This is a genomic window from Verrucomicrobiota bacterium JB022 (genome assembly GCA_030673845.1).
Taxonomy (GTDB): domain Bacteria; phylum Verrucomicrobiota; class Verrucomicrobiia; order Opitutales; family Oceanipulchritudinaceae; genus WOUP01.
In genome coordinates, this window is the sequence record JAUTCQ010000020.1 from 24,268 (window position 1) to 47,030 (window position 22,763).

Annotated in this window: 22 protein-coding genes; 6 read left to right on the forward strand and 16 right to left on the reverse strand. The window is 64.1% G+C overall.

The genetic code is table 11. The annotated features are described in order from the left end of the window. Window positions 1-47: 47 nt before the first annotated feature. The 6 genes from Q7P63_15580 to Q7P63_15605 all read right to left on the reverse strand — a co-directional run bounded on the left by Q7P63_15580 (window position 48) and on the right by Q7P63_15605 (window position 7,792). Entirely contained in the window at window positions 48-920 is an 873-nt protein-coding gene (locus Q7P63_15580; GenBank protein MDP0501514.1) for an ABC transporter ATP-binding protein, read from the reverse strand. Window positions 921-1,030: 110 nt separating this feature from the next. Continuing rightward, window positions 1,031-1,924 (reverse strand): ABC transporter ATP-binding protein, encoded by an 894-nt coding sequence (locus Q7P63_15585; protein MDP0501515.1) that lies wholly within the window; start codon window positions 1,922-1,924, stop codon window positions 1,031-1,033. A 123-nt stretch (window positions 1,925-2,047) separates the two neighbouring features. Further along, complete coding sequence (locus Q7P63_15590) at window positions 2,048-3,661, reverse strand: ABC transporter permease subunit (protein ID MDP0501516.1); 1,614 nt, start codon at window positions 3,659-3,661, stop codon at window positions 2,048-2,050. Between the two features lie 97 nt (window positions 3,662-3,758). Then, window positions 3,759-5,111, reverse strand: coding sequence for a CmpA/NrtA family ABC transporter substrate-binding protein (locus Q7P63_15595; protein MDP0501517.1), 1,353 nt, complete (start codon window positions 5,109-5,111; stop codon window positions 3,759-3,761). A 158-nt stretch (window positions 5,112-5,269) separates the two neighbouring features. Next, the gene (locus Q7P63_15600; GenBank protein MDP0501518.1) at window positions 5,270-6,463 is read right to left on the reverse strand and encodes an alginate export family protein; all 1,194 of its coding nucleotides are present in this window, start codon (window positions 6,461-6,463) and stop codon (window positions 5,270-5,272) included. Window positions 6,464-6,730: 267 nt separating this feature from the next. After that, window positions 6,731-7,792: a CmpA/NrtA family ABC transporter substrate-binding protein gene (locus Q7P63_15605; protein ID MDP0501519.1), complete on the reverse strand. Its 1,062-nt coding sequence runs from the start codon at window positions 7,790-7,792 to the stop codon at window positions 6,731-6,733. Window positions 7,793-7,868: 76 nt separating this feature from the next. Here Q7P63_15605 and Q7P63_15610 point away from each other — a divergent pair, with 76 nt between their 5' ends. Further along, a complete protein-coding gene (locus Q7P63_15610; GenBank protein ID MDP0501520.1) occupies window positions 7,869-8,834 on the forward strand; it encodes a LysR family transcriptional regulator in 966 nt (321 codons plus the stop codon). On the opposite strand, the gene Q7P63_15615 is transcribed toward Q7P63_15610, so the two are convergent. From Q7P63_15615 to Q7P63_15635, 5 genes are read right to left on the reverse strand one after another with little or no spacing between them, the layout of a single operon-like run. Continuing rightward, on the reverse strand, window positions 8,806-9,243 hold the full coding sequence (locus Q7P63_15615) for a molybdenum cofactor biosynthesis protein MoaE (GenBank protein ID MDP0501521.1): 438 nt from the start codon (window positions 9,241-9,243) through the stop codon (window positions 8,806-8,808). The two genes, Q7P63_15610 and Q7P63_15615, sit on opposite strands and share 29 nt — an antisense overlap. Window positions 9,244-9,245: 2 nt before the next feature. Further along, window positions 9,246-9,488, reverse strand: coding sequence for a MoaD/ThiS family protein (locus Q7P63_15620; GenBank protein ID MDP0501522.1), 243 nt, complete (start codon window positions 9,486-9,488; stop codon window positions 9,246-9,248). Continuing rightward, window positions 9,475-10,059, reverse strand: coding sequence for a molybdenum cofactor guanylyltransferase (locus Q7P63_15625; GenBank protein MDP0501523.1), 585 nt, complete (start codon window positions 10,057-10,059; stop codon window positions 9,475-9,477). The genes Q7P63_15620 and Q7P63_15625 overlap by 14 nt, the downstream gene beginning before the upstream one ends. Continuing rightward, a complete protein-coding gene (gene moaC, locus Q7P63_15630) occupies window positions 10,056-10,547 on the reverse strand; it encodes a cyclic pyranopterin monophosphate synthase MoaC (protein ID MDP0501524.1) in 492 nt (163 codons plus the stop codon). Before moaC ends, Q7P63_15625 begins: the two co-directional genes overlap by 4 nt. Further along, a complete protein-coding gene (locus Q7P63_15635; protein MDP0501525.1) occupies window positions 10,547-11,722 on the reverse strand; it encodes a molybdopterin molybdotransferase MoeA in 1,176 nt (391 codons plus the stop codon). The genes moaC and Q7P63_15635 overlap by 1 nt, the downstream gene beginning before the upstream one ends. Before the next feature lie 55 nt (window positions 11,723-11,777). Between Q7P63_15635 and moaA the strand changes: the two genes are divergently transcribed. Further along, window positions 11,778-12,821 (forward strand): GTP 3',8-cyclase MoaA, encoded by a 1,044-nt coding sequence (gene moaA, locus Q7P63_15640; protein MDP0501526.1) that lies wholly within the window; start codon window positions 11,778-11,780, stop codon window positions 12,819-12,821. Window positions 12,822-12,827: 6 nt separating this feature from the next. On the opposite strand, the gene Q7P63_15645 is transcribed toward moaA, so the two are convergent. From Q7P63_15645 to Q7P63_15655, 3 genes are read right to left on the reverse strand one after another with little or no spacing between them, the layout of a single operon-like run. Then, the gene (locus Q7P63_15645; protein ID MDP0501527.1) at window positions 12,828-13,139 is read right to left on the reverse strand and encodes a metal-sulfur cluster assembly factor; all 312 of its coding nucleotides are present in this window, start codon (window positions 13,137-13,139) and stop codon (window positions 12,828-12,830) included. Continuing rightward, window positions 13,136-14,404: a hypothetical protein gene (locus Q7P63_15650; protein ID MDP0501528.1), complete on the reverse strand. Its 1,269-nt coding sequence runs from the start codon at window positions 14,402-14,404 to the stop codon at window positions 13,136-13,138. Before Q7P63_15650 ends, Q7P63_15645 begins: the two co-directional genes overlap by 4 nt. Continuing rightward, window positions 14,401-14,862, reverse strand: coding sequence for a DUF2249 domain-containing protein (locus Q7P63_15655; protein MDP0501529.1), 462 nt, complete (start codon window positions 14,860-14,862; stop codon window positions 14,401-14,403). Before Q7P63_15655 ends, Q7P63_15650 begins: the two co-directional genes overlap by 4 nt. A 70-nt stretch (window positions 14,863-14,932) precedes the next feature. Between Q7P63_15655 and Q7P63_15660 the strand changes: the two genes are divergently transcribed. Next, complete coding sequence (locus tag Q7P63_15660) at window positions 14,933-15,646, forward strand: Crp/Fnr family transcriptional regulator (GenBank protein ID MDP0501530.1); 714 nt, start codon at window positions 14,933-14,935, stop codon at window positions 15,644-15,646. A 77-nt stretch (window positions 15,647-15,723) separates the two neighbouring features. Here the strand turns inward: Q7P63_15660 and ric are convergent, their stop codons facing one another. Further along, window positions 15,724-16,446, reverse strand: coding sequence for an iron-sulfur cluster repair di-iron protein (gene ric / locus Q7P63_15665; GenBank protein ID MDP0501531.1), 723 nt, complete (start codon window positions 16,444-16,446; stop codon window positions 15,724-15,726). Between the two features lie 25 nt (window positions 16,447-16,471). Beyond that, the gene (locus Q7P63_15670) at window positions 16,472-18,835 is read right to left on the reverse strand and encodes a nitric-oxide reductase large subunit (GenBank protein ID MDP0501532.1); all 2,364 of its coding nucleotides are present in this window, start codon (window positions 18,833-18,835) and stop codon (window positions 16,472-16,474) included. A 133-nt stretch (window positions 18,836-18,968) separates the two neighbouring features. Between Q7P63_15670 and Q7P63_15675 the strand changes: the two genes are divergently transcribed. The 3 genes from Q7P63_15675 to Q7P63_15685 all read left to right on the forward strand — a co-directional run bounded on the left by Q7P63_15675 (window position 18,969) and on the right by Q7P63_15685 (window position 22,738). Continuing rightward, window positions 18,969-19,430 (forward strand): Rrf2 family transcriptional regulator, encoded by a 462-nt coding sequence (locus tag Q7P63_15675; GenBank protein ID MDP0501533.1) that lies wholly within the window; start codon window positions 18,969-18,971, stop codon window positions 19,428-19,430. A gap of 42 nt (window positions 19,431-19,472) precedes the next feature. Then, window positions 19,473-22,121, forward strand: coding sequence for a DUF3516 domain-containing protein (locus tag Q7P63_15680; protein MDP0501534.1), 2,649 nt, complete (start codon window positions 19,473-19,475; stop codon window positions 22,119-22,121). Between the two features lie 74 nt (window positions 22,122-22,195). Then, window positions 22,196-22,738 carry a DUF2911 domain-containing protein gene (locus Q7P63_15685; GenBank protein MDP0501535.1) on the forward strand — a complete coding sequence of 181 codons (543 nt, stop codon included), beginning with the start codon at window positions 22,196-22,198 and terminating at the stop codon, window positions 22,736-22,738. The last annotated feature ends 25 nt before the right edge of the window (window positions 22,739-22,763 follow it).

Here is a 22,763-nt window from a genome sequence, read left to right on the forward strand (position 1 = left end):
TAATCAACTCCCTACACTCCCAAAACTTCTGTTCCAATTATCTTATATTAAAAGATGGCGGCGATGCGCTGCATCACGGTTTGCTTGGGCTTGTTTGGAGCCGTGGTAGCTTTATTTTTCTTCGCGGCGTGCTTCTGTTCTTCGCATTCGTCGAGGAACGAAAGCAGGGCCTGGCGGTAGCGGTAAAACTGGTCCGTCTCCAGCAGGGCGGCGCGGTCGCGGGGGCGCTCGAACTCGATGTCGAGCACGCGCCCGACCTTCGCCCCGGGGCCGTTGGTCATCATGCACACGCGGTCGGACATGTAGATGGCTTCGTCCACGTCGTGCGTGATGATCATCGTGGTGATGTGCTCGCGGTCGAGGATCTCGAGGATCACGTCCTGCAACTCCATGCGGGTGAGCGAATCGAGGCGGCCAAAGGGCTCATCGAGCAGCAACATCTTGGGCTTCAGCGCGACGGCGCGGGCAATGCCTACCCGCTGCTGCATCCCGCCCGACATCTCGCGCGGGTATTTGTGCATCGAATCGGCCAGCCCGACGACGCTGAGCGAATACTCCACGATGTCGTGGCGCTGCTGCTTGGTGGCGTGCGGGTAGACGCGGTCGACCCCCATCTTGACGTTCTGGAAAGCCGTCATCCACGGCAGCAGGCAGGGCGCTTGAAAGACTACCGCGCGGTCCGGACCAGGGCCGTCGATTTCGTGGCCGTCGACCACGATACCGCCCGCGCTGATCGGGTTGAGCCCAGCGACCATCGTCAGGACCGTGCTCTTGCCGCAACCGGAGTGGCCGATGACGGAGATAACCTCCCCCTGACGCACGATAAGGTTAAAACCATCGACAACCTTCACGTCTTCGCCGAAGGGATTCGGGTAGGCTTTGACGAGGTTGGAAATTTCTACGTAGCGGTCCTGGCGCATGATGAATATTGAGGAAAATTAAGGATTTAACAGAAGCACGCTAAGAACACTAAGTTCTAAAATTTATGCCATTCTTTGCGCTCTTGGTGCTCTTCTGTTGAGAGATTTACTTAAGCCGCGGTGTCGGTCTTGGACTTGCGTTCCCAGACGCGCGTGCGGCGCGTTTCGTAGAAGTCGTGCGGGCGCACGTCGGGCATCTCCTTGCGCTGGTCGGTCCGCAGGGCTTTGGCCTCCTTATTAAGGCCGATTAGGTATTGCGAGATGCGGGTGCGCAGGTGCTTGAACGCCGGGTCGGAGTTCGAGAGGGTGCGGTCGCGGGGGCGCGGCAGGTCGATCTCGAAGGCGTCGGCCAGGGTGGCATTCGGGCCCATCGTGAGCGGCACCACGCGGTCGGCCATCAGCAGGGCCTCGTCGACATCGTTGGTGATCATGACGACGGTGCGGCGGTCTTCTTCCCAAATGCGGACGATCTCGTCTTGCAGGTTGGCGCGGGTGAGGGCGTCGAGGGCCGAGAGCGGTTCGTCGAGCAGGATCACCTCGGGCTGCATGGCAAGCGTCCGGGCGAGCGATACCCGCTGGCGCATCCCGCCGGAGAGCTCGTGCGGCTTCTTCTCGGTCGCGGGCGTGAGGCTGACCATCTCGATATAGCGCTCGATGTGGGCCTTGCGCTGAGCCTTGCTGTGCTTGGGGAAGACCTGCTTCACCGCGAGCTCGATGTTGCCGTAGACGCTGAGCCAGGGCAGCAGCGAGTAGTTCTGAAACATGATGCCGCGCTCCGGGCCGGGCTCGGTCACCGGCTTGCCCTTCATGCGCACCTGGCCTTTCTCGGGCTGCTGCAGACCGGCGAGGAGCGAAACGAGGGTGCTCTTGCCGCTACCGGAGAAGCCGATGATGGCGACGAATTCGTTTTCCCGCACCTGCAGGTTGACGTCCTTCAGCACCTCCGTGCGGTTGTTCGGCGGACCGAAGCCAAGGGAGACGTTGTCGAGTTCGAGAAAGGCCATGATAAAGAAAGGTTTGGATTTAACAGAAGAACACGAAGGGCACGAAGAGTTCAGAATGAACAAGATTTTTCATGTCCCTTTCTCTGAGTTCTTTGTGTCCTTCTGTTGAACAGGTTTTTCCCCTTACAGCGCGGTGGGGGCGCCGTCGAAGGAGACGAGGCGTTGGAAGACGATCATGATGCGGTCGAGGGCGAGGCCGATGGCGCCGACCACGAAGACGACCACGAACATCTGGGCGAAGGTCTGCGAGGAGCCGTTGTTGAACATGTCCCACACAAACTTGCCGATGCCTTCGCTGGAGCTGAGCAGCTCGGCGGCGATCAGCACCATCCAGCCCACCCCGAGGGAGATGCGCAGGCCGGCAAAGATCAGCGGCAGCGCGGACGGGATCACGATCTTCACCAGACGGCTCCAGAAGCCGAGGCGCAGCACGCGGGCGACGTTGAGGTGGTCCTTGTCGATCGCAGCGACGCCGAACGCGGTGTTGACCAAGGTGGGCCAGAGCGAGCAGAGCGCGACGGTGATGGCGGAAGACAGGAACGCAGGGTTCACGTCATACGCGCCGAGGAAGGGGATGGCGTTGAAGAAGTCGAGCAAGGCCGAGTTATCGGGCTCGGGGATGAATCCGCCGACGATGATGAACACGATGGGGAGCCACACGATGGGCGAAACCGGCTTGAAGAGGCTGATCAGCGGCGTCATCGCGGCCATGAAGACCCGATTGAGGCCGCAGAGAATGCCGATTGGGATGGCGACGATCGAAGCGAGCACAAAGCCGGTGAAGACGCAGAGGATACTGCGTGCGATCTGGTCGGGCAGCGTCCAGGGCTTGGCGTAGGTGGAGGTTTCGATACGGCTGAGCGTCTGCTCTTGCGCGAGTATCTGGTTGGCCAGAGCGAGGGTATCGTCGCCGCTCTGGGCACCGAGGAAGGCTTCTTCGCGCTCCTTGAGCTGCGCCTGAGCCTCGGCCAGCTTCAGGCTCTGGCTGTCGGTGGTGAGGATGTCGCGGCGCTTGCGGAGGAATTGCAGCTCTTGCGCGGCGGCGTTGCTGGCGCGGCGGGCGGCTTCCAGCTCGGGCGACCGGGCGTTTTCGATCTCGCTGATCTGGTCTTTGAAGGCACTCAGTTTGTTCTTCTCCGCTTCTTCCCAGGCGCGATGTTCGCGCACGGCGGCAAGGAACTCCTGACGCGCTTCGGCGTCGCCGGCGGGCAGTTGGGCGGCCTCAGCGGACAGGGCCGCCTCGCGCTGCTTCGACTCATCGCGGAAGGCCACGCGCAGGTCGCGGTATTCGTCGTAAAGCGGCTTGGCTTGCTCCATCATCTGGCTGCGGTAGGTCTCTTCGACCTTGCCCAGCTCTTCGGCGCGCTGTTGGGCCAGCGGCTCCAGCTCGGCCATGCGGACCTCAACGGCGGCGAGGGCCTTTTCGCGGTCGGCACCCGAACGGAGGTAATCCGCGGCCTTGGTGTCTTCCCACTCGTCGAATTGCCAGGTGTCGCGGCCGGCCTGGTAGACGACGGCGGGCGACGGCACCTCACCGGCCTTGGTCTTGTGGCGAGGACCCACGTAGGCCCACAAGGCGACGAAAGCGGCGAGCGTCAGGAGCGGGATGACGATAAAGAGGCCGATGCGGCGCAGCTGCTCCTTGGGCTCTTCGCCGTAGAGGAGGCGCACGACGGGGTCGAAGACCTGCAGGCCGGCGACGTCGATGGCTTTGAGAAGCTTGTATTTGAAGGCCATGGTGGGTGGTGCGGGAAAGGTGGTTGGGAGGTCTGGGCCGATCCCGGGCGGCGAATGGCAAGACGCCGCCCGGGCCGGTGGTTTCCAGGCTGTTACGTCACTTGCCGGCCGTCGTGCCGGCAAAGTCCTTGTTGCCGATCTGGTGGCTGTTGAGGTAGCCGATCGGGTCGTGGGCGTCGAAAGCGATGCCGTCGATAAAGGCGGAGGTGGCAGGCTTGTAGCCGTCGGTCTCCCACGGGATCTCGCTCTTTTCGATCAGGCCCTCGTCGAGCAGCTCTTGAGCGGCGGCCAGATAGACTTCGGGGAGGTAGACTTTCCTGGCCGTCTCTGCATACCACTCGGCGGGCTTGGCTTCGGTGATCTGGCCCCAACGGCGCATTTGCGTGAGGAACCAGATGCCGTCGCTGTACCACGGGTAGGTGGCGTGATACTTGTAAAAGACGTTAAAGTCGGGCATCTCGCGCTTGTCGGTCTTCTGGAAGTAGAAGTAGCCGGTCATCGAATTCTTGATCACGTTGAAGTCGGCGCCCACGTAGTTGGGCTGGCTGAGGATGCGCACGGCCTCGTCGCGGTTGACGTAGTGGCCGCTGGCGTCGGCTTCATCGAGCCAGCGCCCGGCGCGGATCAGCGCCTTGACGACGGCCACGTGGGTGTTCGGGTTGGAATCGGCCCACTTTTTCGTGACGCCGAAGACCTTTTCCGGGTTGTTCTGCCAGATGTCGTAATTCGTCACGACCGGCACCCCGATGCCCTTGGTCACCGCTTGCTGGTTCCAGGGCTCGCCCACGCAGTAGCCGTGAATGTTGCCAGCTTCGAGCACGGTGGGCATCATCGGCGGCGGCGTGACCGACAGCTCGACCTGGGCGTCCGTGCGGCCCCCAACATCGGTCTCGGTATACATGCCGGGGTGGATGCCGGCGGCGGCGAGCCAGTAGCGCAGCTCGTAATTGTGGGTCGAGACGGGGAAGACCATGCCCATCTGGAGCTTCTGGCCCGTGGCGAGCATTTCATCGACAATGGGCTTGAGCGCGGTGGCCGGGATCGGGTGCTCCGGGAAGGGGGTGTCGAGGTCGAAGTCGATCTCCTGCATGCGTTCCCAGATATTATTGGAGACGGTGATCGCGTTGCCGTTGAGGTCCATCGTGAAGGCCGTGACCACATGGGCCTGCGTGCCGATGCCGATGGTGGCGGCGATGGGCTGGCCGCTGAGCATGTGGGCGCCGTCGATGTTGCCGTTGATGACGTTGTCGAGCAGCGTCTTCCAGTTGGGCTGGGCAACGACTTCGACCGACAGGCCTTCGTCCTGGAAAAAGCCCTTCTCCTTCGCGATGACGAGGGGGGCGCAGTCGGTGAGTTTGATGAACCCAAATTTGAGTTCGGTCTTCTCCAGCGCCGCAAAGGAAGAGGCGACGGTGAGGAGGGTGGCGCAAAAAGTGACCAGGCTTTTCATGGATAGCGAATGGATGGGTCTGGTGTGATCGCAGTGGTTAATTTTTCTTATGAGCGGCTGTGGTGCCAGTGGTGCCAATTGGCCAAAACTGTGCAGGCGATTCGGTTCACGCAGCGCATGAATGAAATTCATACTTCTCTGGAAACCTCATGAATGCTTCAGTAAGCGAAGGTGAGTTCGGCGATGACGCGGCTGACGTCGGCCCGGGTGTCGCCGTCGTAAAGGGCAACTTTGACCAGCGCGGTCACTTTTTCATGGATCGGATAGGTCAGCACGAGGTCCACTTCGTCGCCGTCGGCGGCCTCGCCCTCATCGGACTGGAAGTGATGGTAAAAGACGGTGCCGCCCAGCTTGCCGACCTTGTAGCCCACGCTGGCGTAGAAGTCCTGCAGGCCTCCCGCGCCCCCGTTGTCGAGGTAGGCGTCGGCAAAGCCGTTGTAGGCGTGCGCGGTGGCGAGGGGAGTCAGGAACTGGCCCTTGCCCTCGTCGCTGCCCAATAGCTCGTAACCGAGGCCGAGCTTGAGCGCGCCGATCTCCGCCCCACCCTGCAGGTGCGTGTACCACGTATCGATGTTGGCGTCGTCACGGTCTTGCCAGGCCGCTTCGGCCCGGTAGGTCAGCTTCACGCCGTCGAGCGGCAGCGAGCCTGCCACAAAGCCGCCGAAAGTCTCCGTCTCCGACGCGCCCGCGCCTTCAAGGTCGAGCAGATAGGCGTAGGCCCCGACACTGACGGTGGGCGTGATCGCATAGGCGAGGTGGATCAGGTGTGAATCGCTCTCCCAGTCGCGCTCGTCCGCAAAGATGCGGTTGACGTGGTCGAGGTAAGCGTAGTCGAGCTTGAGTCCCTTGACCGGCTCCAGGCGCACGAGCCCGGCGTCGAAAGTCTGTTCGTTCTGGCGCCAGCCGACGTTGCCGATAAAGCGGGCGTTGTCGTAGATCAGCCGCTGACGGCCGCCCTTGACGAGCGTGTATTCGTTGGCGAACTGGAGGTAAGCCTGGTTGAGCTCGGTCGTCTCAGGGTCGGCGACGACGGTCTTGCCCGGTTCGCCGTTGAGACCGGCGGCGTTGTAGGCCCCATCGTCGAGCACGCGGGTATCGGTAAATTCAATCTGGGCGGAAAAGCCCTGCCAGGGTTCGGTCGTGTATCCAAGCAGCGTCTTGAGCGTCGCCGCATGGGAGGTGTCGAGGCCGTCCTGGTCGGCGGATTCATAGCGGGGGCGCAAGGTCAGGTTGGCCTTGCCCTCGGCGAGGGCATCGAGCGGCGTTTCCGCAGCCCCGGCAGCGGAGCAGAGCAGGAGGGTGCCGAAAGCGGCCAGGGCGGGACGAGCGGAACGAATTTGAGTCAGGTGCATTTTTTACAAGCAGGATGGAGATATTGGCGGCCTGGAAGCCTGCCCTCCCCTGTTGCAACTGGCTTACCTTGACCAGCAAATGGGCAAATTCATACAGTTCATCGTCGTCCGTAAAAGTATGACCACGATTCATACTGCGCTGAACGCTCTTCTCCGAGCAGCGCCCAATCGATGCGGTTTGGACCGATAAACCGCGCGATAGACGGTCACGACCCCGTCCTCAACCCTGCACCTGCGGACCTGTGAGCAGGCCCCGCCCTGGGAGCGTTAGCTGATTTGCCGCTCGGAGCGGTCCAGGCGCACCTGAGCCTTCTTATACAAGGCCGGAGCATAGATAGAGCGTAATTGCTCATCCGAAAGCTGGCGGCTGCTCTCCATCTGCCCGCTCTGCACGAGGCAGCGCTGCAGCCAGCGAGCCTTGGGCAGCGTGATCTCCTGCACCTTTGGGCCGCCAAACTGGAACATCGGCCCCGGCGCCTCCAGACCCTCCACGCCACGGGAGAAGGTGCCCTGCAGGCTGGCCTTGATCGCAGGGGCCGGCATGTCGAGGTAGACGCGGCGGGAAAGCGTTTGCGCCAGTTGGTCGGCGTTGGCCGGGTCGTCGCACCAGTTGGCGGCACGGATCAGGGCCACCAGCAGCGCCTCGACCTCCTGTGGATTGGCGTCAATCGTGTCGCGACGGGCCATCAGTACCTTCTCCGGGTGGTTGGGCTCGATCTCGCGAGAGAGGGCCATAATCGCGCCCAATCCCAGGCTTACGGCCATGGAATTCCAGGGCTCTCCCACGCACGCGCCAATGACGGTGCCGGACTCCAGGTGGCGCAGGAACTGGCGCGGCGGCAGGGTGACGACATCGACTTGCTTGCCCGGCGTGAGGCCAATCTGCGACAGCCAGCGCCGCAGGAGATAATGGTGCGTGGAAAAGGGCGAAACCGAGCCGAGGACGAAGCGCCGTTCCCAGCGGTTTTGCCGCACATAGGTGGCGAAATCTTCAGAGGTTTTAACCCCCTCGTCGACCAGTTTGCGGCTGATCGTGATCGCGTTGCCGTGGGTGTTGAGCACCATCAGGCCTTGGCAGACTGTTGCGAACGAACCGAGGCCAATGCTTGCGGCCAGCGGCAGCGGCCCGAGCGCGTGCGCCGCCGTCAACTCCCCCTGGACGATCTTGTCCAGCAGGGTCGCCCAGCCCATTTCGCGCGACAGCTCCACAAACAGCCCTTCCTCCCGGAAGTAACCGAGCTCGGCCGCCATGATGAGCGGCGCCGCGTCGCATAGTTGTACGAAGCCGAGGCGCCAGTTCTGACTGCCCTGCGGGGTAACCCTTGTCATGGAAACCTCTCCAGCCAAGAACATGCCAAAGCGGCCGATTGGCCAAAGCTGGCCCAGTTCTCGCTTCAATAAAGCCATGCCCTCATTGCTGGACAGCCGTCAGTTGCTCAACTTTGTTACGCTTGCCCGCACCGGCAGCTACACGCGCGCCGCCCACGAGCTGAACTTGACGCAAAGCGCCATCAGCCACTCGATCAAGGCACTGGAAACCGATCTGGGCTACAAACTGGTCAAGCGCGCGGGCCAGCGGCTGCTGTTGACCGAGCACGGCGAAATCTTCCACACTGAGGCGCAGCAGATCGTGGAGAGCATGTTCCGGCTGCGGCACAAGCTGGACGAGCTGAACGAGTGGGGCCGCGGTCGCCTGCGGGTGGCCGCCAGCAACACGGCCTGCCAATACCTTGTGCCTTCGATCCTGCGCGAGTTCAAGCAGTCGTTCCCCCACTGCAACGTCGCGCTCGTACCCGCTGACACCCCAGCGAGTGTTGAAGCACTGCGGCACAACCAGGTGGATCTCGCGGTGGGCATCCGCCCCGTCGCGGCCACCGACCTGACCTTTTACCCGCTCTTTTCCGACGAGCTGAGGCTGGTCTTCTCGCCCCAGCACGCCTGGGCGCGGCAGCGCTCGATCAGCGTCGAAGACCTCGCGGGCGAAACGATCCTAAGCTACGCCCGCAGCAGCCTGACCTTTTCCATGCTGGAAGCCTACCTCAATCGGGCTGGAATGCGCCTGCGCCCACCTCTGGAAGTGGGCAGTATGGAGGCGATCAAGGAGATGGCGCGCATCGGCCAAGGCGTAGGCGTGGTCGCCGATTGGGTGATCGAGAAAGACGTTGCCGCCGGCAAGCTGATCTCGCGTCCTCTGCCCGCCCCGCGCCTGAAACGCGAGTGGGGCCTGTTGACGCTCAAGGGCAAGGCGCTGAATCTGCTGGAGGAGACGTTTCTCGGGTTGGCCGAAGAGGCCGCCATTGCCCTGCAGGGCAAGAACATCATCCGCTACGACGACCTGCCGATCAACGCCCAGCTGGCCGCGGCGCAGTAGGATCGACCCACTCCACGCTGCCGTCGGCGTAGAATTCTTCTTTCCAGACGGGCACGCGCTCCTTGATCGCGTCGATGATCCAGCTGCACGCGGCGAAGGCTTCCTGCCGGTGCCCGGAGGAGACGCCTACCCAGACCGCGCAGTCGCCAATCGCGAGATCGCCGATGCGGTGGACGGCATAGGCCGCCGCCAAGGGAAAGCGGGCACGCGCCTCAGTCAGGATCTTCTCGCCCTCCTTTATCGCCAGCGGCGCGTAGGCGCTGTAGCTGAGGCGATCGACCGCACGGCCTTGGTGATGGTCACGCACCAGCCCCTCGAAGGTCGCGATCGCACCGGCAGCGGGGTCCTCCAGACGCGCCCGCCAAGTGGCGACATCAACCGGTTTTTCGCTGAGTTCAAAACACGCCATGGTCAACCTCCGGCCAAGGGGGGCATGATCGCCAGGGTGCCGCGCGCGGGCAAGGGATCGCCTGCAGCGGTGTATTCGTCGTCGACCGCAAAGAGCACGCGCTCCACCGGCAGGCGGAAACCGTGCCGCGCGGCCAGATCGGCATAGAGCGCAGCGGGCGTTGCGGCAGCGGTTGAAAGCGTTTCGCTCCCGACTCCGCGTTGGGCCCGCAGGCTGCCAAAGTAGAGCACCTCAAGCTGCTTCATGGCGCGCCTCCGGGAAGGCCGCCGACCAGTCTGCCGGCGTGTTGGCGTTGTCGAGGGCGCGACGCGAGGGCAGCGGCAGCATCCGCACACGCGGCCCCGCCAGCACCTTGCGCGGGCAGCGGACATCGAGCGCCCAGGCACGTTGAGCCACTGGCAACAGAGCCGGGCGATAGAGTGCGCACAGCGGTTCGGGCTTGCCGTCGAATTCGCTGCGGTAGGCCACCGCCGCGTCCTGAGGCTGCACCGAGGCGAGCAGGCGTTCGAGCGTGCGCTCCTCCAGTAGCGGGAGGTCGCAGGCGAGCACCAGCCATTCTGCCTGCGGGTGCGTCAGCTGCGCAGAAAGGATCGCACCGAGCGGCCCCTGCCCCGGCCAGCGGTCGACCAGCACCGGCCAGCGCTCGGGCGGCACGGGAGCGCTCCGACGCGAGACGTAGACGCGGTCGGCAAAACGCTGCGCTAGGGCGACCGTATGCTCCAACTGCGTGCGGCCATCGGGGCGGCGCAGGGCGGCCTTGTCGCGACCCATGCGGCGGCTCTTGCCACCTGCGAGCACGAGAGCGAAACGCTTCACGAGGCGGCCTCCCGCTGGTAATCGCCGGAAGCCCCACCGGTCTTGGATTCGAGGCGCACGTGCCGGATTTCGAGGTCGGGCCCGAACGCCTTGCACATGTCGATGATCGTCAGCGCGGCAGCGGAGGCACCCGTCAGCGCCTCCATTTCGACGCCAGTACGGTAGGTAGTGCGCACGCGGCAACGGATCTCCAGGATGGGAGCCTCCGCCGGGGTGATCGTAATGCGGCAGCCTTCGATCGGCAACGGGTGGCAAAACGGGATCCAGTCGGCGGTGCGTTTGACGGCCTGCGTGCCGGCGATGATCGCGGTGTGAAAGACGGGGCCTTTTTTGGTCTGGATGTCGCCATCGGCCAAGGCCTGCCACGCGCCGGGATTGAGGCGCACCTGCGCGCTGGCCACAGCCTCGCGGGCCGAAACCTCTTTGGCCGTAACGTCGACCATCTGAGGCTGCCCCTCGGGGGTAAGGTGGGTAAAGGTTTGTTTCATCAACGGAGGAAGGGATAGTACGGGACGCCTTCTTGAGCAGGAGGCATGCCGCCCCGTGCAATTTCGACCACCCCCGTCGCGCCCACCGCCGCCGCGAAATCCCCGGAGTTCTGGAAGGCCAATGGCCGTGCCCTGCCCGCCTCCAGCCGCACGGGTATGAGGCGCGTGGCCTGCGGCATCGTCTCGACCGGCTCGATCAGCGGCACATGCATGGGCTCGGGCCAACGCCCCGTCTCCAACAGGGCCAGCAATGGCACGAGGTAGCGCGTGGCGGCGGCAAGCACCGACAAGGGGTTACCCGGTAGCCCGAGCGCCAGCGGCCCGCCGTCGACTTGCCACGCGCCTAGCGGCTTGCCCGGCTTTTGGGCGACGCCGTGGAAGAGGCAGCGGCCCATGCCGTCGAGCAAGCGCGGCAGGAAGTCGCGCTGGCCTCGGCTCATCCCGCCCACGACCACGATCAGGTCGGCGGACCGGCTCGCCTCCAGCCAGCGCCGGATCATGTCGGCATCGTCGATCAAGTGGCTGCTTTCGACCTCCGCGCCATGCGCCCGCAGCAGCGCCTCCAGCACCGCGCGATTGCTCTGGCGCACCTGGTGTGTGGCGGGAGCGAGGTGCACCGGCATCACTTCATCGCCCGTCGTCAGCAGGTGCACGCGGGGGCGGCGCACCACCGACAGCGCGACAGCCCCCACAGCAGCAGCGACCCCCATCTCGGGCAGCCCCAGTCGGGCCTGAGCAGGAATGAGCACGCGCCCAGCAGGGGCATCGGACGCTTGGGCGTGTATGAATTGACCAGCGGTCAGGCTATGAATGGAATTCATAGTGAGCGTCTGCTTGTCGCGCTGCGTCCATTCGTAGGGCACGACGGCATCGGCATCGGGCGGCACGGGCGCGCCGGTCATGATCTCAATGGCTTCGCCTTCATCCAGCGGATCCTCGCTAACAGGCTGCCCAGCCCAGGTCCGGCCCACCACCTGCCAACGAGGACCGGTGCCACATACCGCGTAGCCGTCCATCATACTGCGGTCGTAAGGCGGCTGATCGCGGTCGGCAATAATGTCGTTAGCCAGCCAGCGCCCCAACGCGTCGGGCAATTGCACGCTTTCGATCCCAAGCTGGCGTCCGGCCTGCTGGAGAAGGGTATTCACGCCACTTGGCTCAATCAGCGCATCCATGCCACCAGTTTCCCTGCCCCGCCGCACAAGGCGAACCGAAATTTCACCACCCGCCATGTCCTTTCCTGCCCTTGCCCCTGCCCCCGTGCAATCCACCACCCCCCTCGACCGCCGCCAGCGTCCCGTCCACGACTTGCGGCTCTCGGTGATCGAGCGGTGCAACCTTCGCTGCCGCTATTGCCTGCCGGCAGAAACCTTTGGGCCCGACTACGCCTTCTTGCCCGAGAAAGCGCTCCTGTCGGTCAACGGGCTTTACAAGATGGCGGCGGCTGCCGTCGAGCTGGGGGCGCGCAAGGTGCGGCTGACCGGCGGAGAGCCTCTCCTGCGCCGCGACTTGCCGGAGATCGTGGCCCGCATTGCCGGGCTGGATCTCGACGACCTTGCGCTGACCACCAACGGCATCGCCCTCGCCCGACTGGCACCGATCCTGAAGACGGCCGGGCTGCAGCGGGTCAACGTGAGCCTCGATGCGCTCGACCCTGAGGTGCTGGCGCAGGTGGCCGGTCGGCAGATTGATCCCTCGATCATCCTGCGCGGCATCTCAGCGGCACAGGCAGCGGGGCTGGGCGTAAAGGTGAATACCGTAATCCAGCGTGGCCTGAACGACGACCAAGTGTTGCCGCTGGCACGCTGGGGCCGCCGCGAAGGCATCACCATCCGCTTCATCGAGTATATGGACGTGGGCAACCAGAACCGCTGGGACCGCTCGCAGGTCTACTCCGGGCGTGAAGCGCTGGAGACCCTCGAGCGCGAGTGGCCGCTGGTGCCGGTCGAGCCAGCGTACGCGGGCGAAGTCGCCCGGCGCTACCGCTATGCCGACGGCGCGGGCGAGATCGGCCTGATCAACTCCATTACGCAGCCGTTTTGCGGCAACTGCAGTCGCCTGCGCGTGACGGCTCGCGGCGAGGTGTTGACCTGCCTCTTTGCCCAGCGCGGCCTTAGCGTGCGCCACTGGGTCGAGGATCCGCTCATGACGTCCGACGACCTCGCCTTTCACCTGCGCCGCCTGTGGGCCAAGCGCAGCGACGCCTATTCCGAGCAGCGCCAGAGTGCCACCGCGCCCCAGACGAAGCGCGAGATGTGGGAAATCGGCGGATAGGCCGTCTCACTCCAGCAAGGCCGGATCGCTGATCCGGTCGGGCGTCCACCGGATATCGTCGCGCACCCGCACGGCGGCATGGCGGACTCCGGGCAGGCCGGCGACGACCGAGCGCGTCCCCTCTTCCAGCGTGTCCTTGAGCGGGCAGCCGGGCGAGGTCACAATGAGATCGACTTCAACGGCGCCCTCCCCGGGCAGGCGAATTTCCTCGATCAGGCCGAGGTCGACGATGTTGAGGCCCACTTCCGGGTCTTCGATCGTGCGGAGGGCTTCGATGACCCCGGCAACGGTTGGCGTGGTAGAATCTAGCACATTCATGGGCGGGAAAGGAAAGGGCGGATGCGGTGCCAGAGCTGGCCGCAGTTGATCAAACGGATGGCAAAGAGCGCTACGGTGGCGGTCAGGGCTACCAGGCAACTAGCTGGGCTTGGCTCGATCAGGAAAGTCGTCCAGGCCAAGGCGGCCAGCACGACGCAGCCGAATTCGCCCCAAAGCAGGCGCTCGGACCACAGTTGCTGCACGGTCGGGAGCTTTTGCCGACCGAGCAGGGGCGCACAAGCCACCTGCCAGGCGAGGAAGGGAACCACCCGCGCCGAGACGGCAAAAGCAATCGGAACGAGCGCCAGCGGGAGCAACGCGGCGAGCAGGACCCAGTCGCTGAACGGCAGCCCCATGCCCAACCCCCGCAGCAGCCACGCCAGCGCAACCAGCCCGAGCCCGAAGGTGCCCAGGGCGTAGCTCCAGAACGAGCCACCGAGCGGGCGCAGGCGGGAGCGGATTTGCAACGCCGTCGCGATGCCGTGCGGCAAGATCGAGCACGCCAGCAGCGCATCCCCGAGCTGCACCCAGCCAGGCAATTCCGCCAGCAGGCCGAGCGCATCGCAGGCGAGCCCGGCATTGAGCAGGAGCAGTGCGAACAAGGCAGCGCGTCGACCCGTCTGCCGCGAAACGATGAACATCGGCACCAGGCGGTGGGACAGGCCCAGCAGCACTTGCAGGAAAAACCCGGCGAAAGCGGCCCGCAGGTGCAGCCCACGCAGCTCGGCCAGCGCGACAGGCAGCCCTACCCAACCCGCGCGAAAGCTGGCCATCCACAACCCAAGGCCGAGGGCGAGCAGCAACCACCACAGCCCGGCGTAGAGGCCGAGCGATTCGGGCGTCCAGGCGCGGCGACGTTCCAGCGCCCACAGGGCCACACCGCCAAAAACCAACAGCCCAAGCGCGACCAGGCTACCACCCAGTACCAGCAAGCGGTGTTGCGTACCCCAGAAAGCCACCACCATCATGGCAGTGCCGCTGAGGTGGAGCACCGCATGCGTCCAGGCCAGCAGACCACCCGCTGCCGCCCGGCGTTCGCTGATCACCGGATAAAGCTGATGGGCCGCGCCGAGGTAGACCGACAGCAGCCCGCCAAGCAGGAGCGCGTGCACCCCGGCCAGAAAGGCAGAATGCGCCGGCTCGAAACCGCCCACCGCTCGCCAGGATTCCCCGAACGCTACCAGCCCGACGCCCGTGAAGGCCACGGCGGCGGCGAAAAAAGCGAAAGTGGCGCCGACGGAAGGCCAGTTGGGGCGCGTCTTCATGACACGACTTTCTGGAGATAGATCTGGCAGCTGCCGTCGGCCTGCGGGTCTTCCTCCCACGCGATGCCGCGCGCCTCCAGTTGCTCCAGTAGCGGACGCGGGCGGTGTGGCAGGTGGACCACCAGACAACCGCCCGGCGGCAGACTCGCAAAGGTCTCCAGCGTGCGTTGCATCGGCTCGGGCGGCGGCAGGCGGCGGAGATCGAGAAAGACCGGCACCAGCGCGGAGGCCTCCTGCTTGGTCACGGTGATGCGAAAGCCGGCGGCATCGGAAGCGACCGCGTAGTCCGCCCCCCATTGGCGGATGTGCTCGTAGAGCGGTACGGGCTCGAAGGGGACGCACAGCACCAGCGCCTCGCCCGGCGCCAACGCGGCAATGCGCTCCTGCACCACGGGCAACGGGCTGATCCCCTGGGCCAGGATTGCGCCCAGATCCATCTCAGGTTTCACGGAAGTCATGTGGCAAGTCTAGCAAAGCCCGCCGCGCAGCGCCTTGACGCGGATCAAGCCCGCCGCGAAACTCCTGCACATGGCAACCCCCGCTAGTTCGATCCGCGCGGCCGTGCTGCACGGCACCTTGAAGCAGTGCCCGCTCTTCAGTGCGCTCAGCGACAGCGCGCTGGCGGAGGTCGCCGCCACCTGCCGCCTGCGTGGGCTGGCCAAGGGCGAATACCTTTTCCACGAGGGCGACCCGGCGGAGGGGTTCTTTGTCGTTCAGGCCGGGGCGATCAACGCGCACCGCATCTCGCCGGATGGCCGGGAGCAGGTGATTCGCGTCTTCCGCCCCTATGCGTCATTTGCCGAGATCGCCTTGTCTGAAGCAGACCGTTACCCCGTGCATGCGGTAGCCATCGAACCCTCGCAGGTGATCTTGATTCAGCGGCGACCGCTGCGCGAGCTGATCCAACGCAATCCCGACATCGCCTTCCATATCATTTCCTCGATGAGCAACCACTTCCGGCACCTCGTGCAACTGCTGGAAGACCAGAAATTCAAGGACATCGAGGGGCGCCTCTCCCATTGGCTTTTGCGGCAACTGGAGGAGACGGGGCAAGCGGGGCCGGGTGTGGTGCAGCTCGACACCTCGAAAAAGCTGCTGGCCAACCGTCTCGGGGTGGCGAGCGAGACGCTTTCCCGTGCCTTTGCCCGCTTTCGCGATGCGGGCTGGATCGAGGTCGACGGGGCGCGCATCCGGGTGCTTGAGCCGGAAGCCCTGCGCACGATGCTGGCAACGGCGGAGTAGCCGCCCAAAGAAAGCGGCCGCCGTTTGCACGACGACCGCCAACCATGGTTTTTGACTGTGTCTGTTGTTCAGAAAGCTCAGACGGCGCACGCCTGCAGTTGGGCCGCACGCTCAAGCGCCTTGGGGAAGAGCACGTTGTTTTCCTTGTGCACGTGCTGGTGCATGTCCCACTCCAGCTGGTGGAGCGCCTGGAACATCGCGCGGTAGGTATTGCAGGCCCAGTCCGGCGGGGTGAAGTCGTCCGTCAGCTCGCGGAGTTGTTCGAGCGCATTGCCCGCACTTTCGTGCTCGCGCTCCATCTGCGCAATCGGGGCGGCCAGCGGCATCCCGGGCATCTGCACAAACGACTCGGCCTGATCGATCTCGCGTACCAGCGGGAAGAGCACGTTTTCTTCCTTCAAGAGGTGGTGGGCAAGCTCCTGCTGGAAGGCTTCGAAAACGACGCGGATCTCGCGCAGGCGGGGCTCGCTATCGCCGTGCACCGCTGCGACCTTGCGGGTCATGAAGTCGAGGCGTGGCATTTCTTCGCGCAAATAGGCGTGGTGGGTATCGACGATGTGCTGCGCAAGCTCGGTAAGGCTGAGCGTGTCGGCATCGAATGCTTCGGGCGTGGCATGATCGAGCGCGCGGAGTTGTTCGAGCACTTCTTCGGGATCGATGCCGCGCTTGGCGCAGGCTTCGGCCAAGGGAATCTTGCCGCCGCAGCAGTAGTCGATCTTCAGGCGCTCGAAGACGCGGGCACGGCCGGGCTGGGCCTTGACGAGTTCTCCAACGGTGGTTTGGGCATTCAACTGGGTCATGGGAATCGGTAGATGAGGTGGAAAGTTACTTGGTGGGGACGGCGGCATCGGGCTTGGCCGTGGCAGACCAGCCGAAGTGCAGACCGGCGATGAACCAGCCCAGCGCAAGGATGCCGACCGCAAAGATGGTGTCGCCGATCACACGCAGCCAACGCAGGGTGTCCATGCCGTCGCGCTGGAGAAACTCGGCCGAGCGGGCATACCACATGCCGTGTTCGACGCTGGCCATCGTCTGGAGGATGCCGACCGGCAACACGCTGATCAGCACCATCAGGGCGAGGCCGAGGTTGATCGTCCAGAAGGCCAGCTTGAGCGCGCCGGTCTTCCACTCGCGGTGGTGCGTGAGGCCCTTGAGGCAGAAGAGCGTCAGGCCGATGCCAAGCATACCGTAGACGCCGAACAATGCGGTATGGCCGTGCACGGGCGTCGTGTTGAGCCCCTGCATGTAGTAGAGCGCGATGGGCGGATTGATGAGGAAGCCAAAGAGGCCCGCGCCCACGAGATTCCAGAAGGCAACCGCCACGAAGAAGTAGATAGGCCACTTGTAGGCCGAAACCCAACGCTTTGCTCGCGAGAGGGAGAGGTTTTCGTAGGCTTCGAAGCCGATCAGCACCAGCGGCACGACCTCCAGCGCGCTGAAGACCGAACCCAGGGCCAGCACCGCCGTGGGGGTGCCGCTGAAATACAAGTGGTGGAAGGTGCCAATGATGCCGCCGAAGAGGAAAATCGTGCAGCTGAAGAGCACCGCGCCTGTCGCAAGGCTCGTCTGCAAGAGGCCCATGCGGGTGAAGAGGAAGGCAATGACGACGGTCGCAAAGACTTCAAAAAAGCCCTCCACCCACAGGTGCACCACCCACCAGCGCCAGTACTCGATCAAGGCAAAGTGGCTGCCTTGTCCATACATCAAGCCCGCGCCATAGAAGCCGGCGATCGCAAGTGAGCTGATCAGGAACAGCCCGAGCAGGTGCTTGTGCTCGCCCGGCTGGCGGAATGCCGGCCACATGGCGCGCGTCATCAGGCCAAGCCAGAGGAACAAGCCGATAAAGAGAAACCATTGCCAGAAGCGGCCGAGGTCCACGTATTCGAGGCCTTGGTGCCCGAACCAGTAGCTGGCCGTCAGCCCCATCTCCTGCCGGGTCGAATACCAGGTGCCGAAAAGGGTGCCGATCACAATGACCAGCAGGCACGAGAAGAGCACGTTGACGCCCAGGCGCTGGAGCTTCGGTTCGTAGCCGGAAACGGCGGGGGCCATATAGAGGCCGGTGGCCAGCCAGGCGGTTGCGATCCAGAAGATGCCCAGCTGGGTGTGCCAGGTACGCGTGACCGAGTAAGGAAGCCATTCGGCCAGCGGGATGCCGTAGAAGGCCTCGCCCTCGACCCCGTAGTGCGCGGTGACCGCCCCCAGGACGACCTGCACCACGATCAGCGCGGCAACGACCCAGAAGTATTTGAGCGTGGCGCGCATGCTGGGGCTGGGCTTGAGCGCGAGCAGCGGATCCACCTCGGGAAGCTCGCCCGCCGGCTCTTCATGGTGCTTCGACACGGCGTAAAACCACGCCAGTGCCCCTACCCCACCCAGCAACAGGACAAAGCTGAGGACGGACCACACGACGATCGGACCCGACGGGCGGTTGTCGATCAAAGGCTCCGGCGGCCAGTTGTTGGTGTAGGTGATCGCGGGAACGGTGCCAGCAGCGGCGGTTTCAGCAACCGTGGCATCGGTCTCGGCGGGGCGCTCGGTGCCGCAGGCCCAGGCGGCCCAGAAGAAGAAGGCGTTCATCGCGTCCTGGCGGTCGGTGTGTTTGATCGTGTGGGCCGGGATGGCGTAGGCGTCACGCAGCTCAGGCGGGGTCATACCGCCGTCAGCCAAAAAGCGGAGGTCGGCGTCGAACTGCTCGGCGTCACCAAAGATCGCAGCGTAATAGCGCGACATGGCATCGACCGCACGGGCGCGGTCTGCCGAAAGCGTAAGGGTATCAGTCGCCGCATCGTAGCGGTTGGTGCGGAACTCGGCGCGCAAGCGTGCCTGAACGGCCGCCAGTTCCTCGCCCCGCAGCTCTGCGAAAGGCACCCCGTAGCGCTCCTGCGACCACTGCTGTGCCACGTAAAGGATCTCGCGGTGGAGCCAATCGGCCGACCAATCCGGCGCAACGTAGGCCCCGTGCCCCCAAATACTGCCGACCTGCTGACCGCCGATGGATTGCCAAACCGCCTGGCCGGTAAAGATATCCTCCCCGGTAAAGAGCGGCGCGCCTCCCTCGACTACCACTTGCGCAGGGTACGGCGGCGCCTTGCGGTAGATCTCGAAGCCGTAGTAGCCGAGCACGGCGAACGAGGCCACCACCACGGCGACAAAGCCCAACCAGAGTTTCCAGTAATTTCGTTTCATTTCGAGTCCCCTTCTTCGGGTTTGGCAGCACGGGCACCATCACCTCAAGCTATTTAACGCTTCAAGGCTTTAATGCTCTTTTGCGTTCTTTCTGGACAGAGCAAGATGGCTCGTCAATCATTAATCCCAGCTCATGAAATTACTTTCCGACGCCTCCGAGTATGCCTTGCGCGCCGTCGTGTGGATGGCCCAGCGCCCCGGCGAGACCCACAAGCTGCGCGACATCTCCGAGGGCACGAAGGCGGCACCGGGTTACATGATCAAGGTGCTGCAAGGGCTGGCGCGAGCGGGGATCTTCTCGACCCAGCGTGGCAGCAACGGCGGTTTTTCGCTGCTCAGCGACCCCAACGCGCTGACCGTGCTGGAGGTAATCAATGCGGTCGACCCGATCCAGCGCATCCGCACTTGTCCACTCGGGCTCGAGTCGCACGGCACCTGCCTCTGCCCGATGCACCGGCGGATCGACGACGCGATGGCGGGCATCGAAGCGAGCTTTCGCGACACCACGATTGCGGAGCTGCTGAACGAGCAGAGCCAGTCCACGCCACTCTGCGAGGCCTTGGGCGCTCCGGCAAAAAGCCAGCCGCCCGCATAGTCGGGTTTGACCAGCGGCTTCCGCTTGCTTCATGGTCATCGGATGCCCGAGTTGAACGAAGCCGTCGCCCGTCCGCCCAAGCCCCTGCTCGCCCCGCTGGAGGGAGAGGCCGACAGCGATGCCATTCTGGAGCACTTTCTCGACTACGTCGCGAAGAAGAACATCGAGCTCTACCCGGCGCAGGAGGAGGCGATCCTGGAGATCTTCGACGGCAAGAACGTGATCCTGAAGACGCCCACCGGCTCGGGCAAGTCGCTGGTGGCCACCGCGATGCACTTCAAGTCGATGTGCCAGGGGCGGCGCTCTTACTACACCTGCCCGATCAAGGCGTTGGTCAACGAAAAGTTCCTCGCGCTGTGCCGCGACTTCGGGCCGGAGAACGTGGGCATGTCGACGGGAGACGCCTCGGTCAATACCGGCGCGCCGATCATCTGCTGCACGGCGGAGATCCTGGCCAACATCGCGCTCAACGGCGGCGAAGATGCCCCGGTGGACGACGTGATCATGGACGAGTTTCACTACTACAGCGACCGCGAGCGCGGAGTCGCCTGGCAGATCCCCTTGCTGACACTGCCGCAAGCGCGCTTCCTCCTCATCTCGGCCACGATGGGCGACAGCGAGATCTTCGAGAAAGATCTGACGCGGCTGACGGGCGTAGAAACCGTGCCGGTGTGGTCGGCCGAGCGCCCGGTGCCGCTGGAGTTTACCTATAGCGAAGAGGGGCTGGAGGAAGTGATCGCGCAACTACAGGAGCAAAAGCGCCTGCCCGCCTACCTGGTGCACTTTACACAACGCGCGGCGACTGAAACGGCGCAGAAGCTCCTGAGCATCAATTTTTGCACCAGCGCGGAGAAGGAAGCGCTGGGCGAGTCGCTGGCCGCCGTGCGCTTTAACAGCCCGTTCGGCAAGCAGATCAAGAAGTTCCTGCGCGCGGGCATCGGCGTCCACCACGCGGGGATGTTGCCCAAATACCGCATCCTGGTCGAAAAGCTGGCGCAGGAGAACAAGCTGAAGGTGATCTGCGGTACCGACACCCTCGGCGTGGGCGTCAACGTGCCGATCCGCACCGTGTTGTTTACCAGCCTGGCGAAGTTCGACGGCACGAAGGTGCGGGTGTTGCCAGTGCGAGACTTCCACCAGATTTCCGGGCGCGCGGGCCGCAAGGGCTTTGACGACATCGGCTACGTGATCGCGCAAGCGCCGGAGCACGTGATCGAGAACCGCAAGATCGAGCGCAAGATTGCCGAGAACCCCAAGAAGGCCAACAAGCTGCGCAAGGTGCAGCCGGCCAAGGGCGAGGTGGGTTGGGAAGAAAACACGTTCCGCAAGCTGATCGAGTCTGCGCCCGAGCCGTTGACGAGCTCCTTTGTGGTCAAGCACGGGATGTTGCTCAACGTGTTGGGCCGCCCGACGAACGGTTGCGCCGCGATGAAGCACATCATCCGCGACAGCCACGAGACCGACGCCGCGAAGCGGACCCACCGCAAGCGTGCCATGCAGCTCTTCCGCTCACTGGTCGAGCGCGGGATCATCGAGATGCTGCCCAAGGAAGAGCGTCGCGGCAGCCCCGTGCGGGTCAACGTGTCGCTGCAGCAGGATTTCTCGCTCAACCAGGCACTTTCGCTCTTCCTGATCGACACCGTGCGGCGGCTGGACCGCGAAACGCCGGAATACACGCGCATCATCCTGGCGCTGGTCGAAGCGGTGCTCGAAGACCCGGGCATCATCCTGCGTGCGCAGGTGTCGAAGGTGAAAGACAAGATGATGGCCGAGATGAAGGCCGAAGGCATCCCCTTTGAGGAGCGCATCGACCGGCTGCAGGACGTAGAGCACCCAAAACCTTACCGCGACTGGCTCTACAACCTCTTCAACGAGTTTGCGGCGCTGCACCCGTGGGTGGGCGAGGAAAACATCCGCCCCAAGAGCATCGGGCTGGAGATGTTCGACCGCTACATGAGCTTTACCGACTACATTCAGGAGTATGACCTGCACCGGGGCGAGGGTCTGCTGCTGCGTCACCTCTCGGATGTCTACAAGACGCTGACCCAGACGGTGCCGGAGGAAAACTGGACCGACGAGGTGGAGGAAATGATCCTCTACTTCGAACAGCTCGTACGCGGCATCGACTCCAGCATTCTTGATGAATGGGAGCACCTCAAGGACCCGAGCAAGGAGGCTTTGCCGGAGCAAAAGAACGACCCGATGGCCCGCCTGCGCCCGACTGACATCACGCGCGACCGCAAGGCGCTGGAGCGACTGGTGCGCAACGCGATCTACCGCCTGCTGCGTCCGCTGGCCTCCGAGAATTACGAAGACGCCGCCGCCGAACTCGCCAAGTTGGCCGGCCGCCCGGAAGAAGACGCCGCCCCACCCCCGCCCGCCACGCCCGACCTCAGCGCGCTCAACGAGGGTCGTGGACCGTTTGAGTGGGACTGGCGCACGCTGGAGGCAGCCGTCGATCCGTATTGGGACGAGCACGAATCCATCCGCCTCGACCCCGCCGCTCGCGCCCATGCCAACACACATTTTGAAACGGATCCGCTGCGCCCGGGCCTGCGGGTCGAGCATATCCTGGTCGACGCCGACGAACAGAACGACTGGTCGCTCGTCTTCCACCTCGATCTGACGGAATCGAAGGTGGCGGGAGAGCCCCGGATGCGGCTGGAGCGGGTGGGCCCGGTGACGGATTGAAAAAGGCGGCGGCCTGCGTAAAAAAATTCGTATTTGCAGGGAAGAAAACGTCGGGCTGGGGGCTCCCAGTCCTGATGACTAAACCTCTCTACTTCTTCGCTTTGGCCGCTTTGGCTCTTCCTCTCAACGTTTCGGCGCAGCAACAGCCGCCGAAAAGCCCCGCTGCCGAGATCGAGCAGATGGTGGGCTTCACCGAAATCGACGTGAGCTACGCCCGCCCCAGCGCACGCGACCGCGACATCTACGGTGCGCTCGTGCCCTATGGTGAAGTCTGGCGCGCGGGTGCCAACGCCTCCACCAAGGTCTCCTTCAGCCGCCCGGTAAAGGTAGGCGATGTGAAGCTCGCCGCTGGCGTCTACTCGCTCTTCGCCATCCCGGGCAAGGATGAATGGACCATCATTTTCAACAAGGACACCGCCGCCTGGGGTGCCTACCGCTACGATGAGTCGATGGACGTGGCCCGTGTGACCGCCGAACCGGTCAAGATCGAGCCCTTCGTCGAGACGTTTACCATCGGCTTCGACGGCCTCAAGGACGACTCGGCCATGATGTATCTGGACTGGGCCAACACCCGCGTGGCCTTCCCCATCGTCGTGGCCTGGGACGAAAAGAAATAAAAACCAGCCCACCGGGCGGCACGTG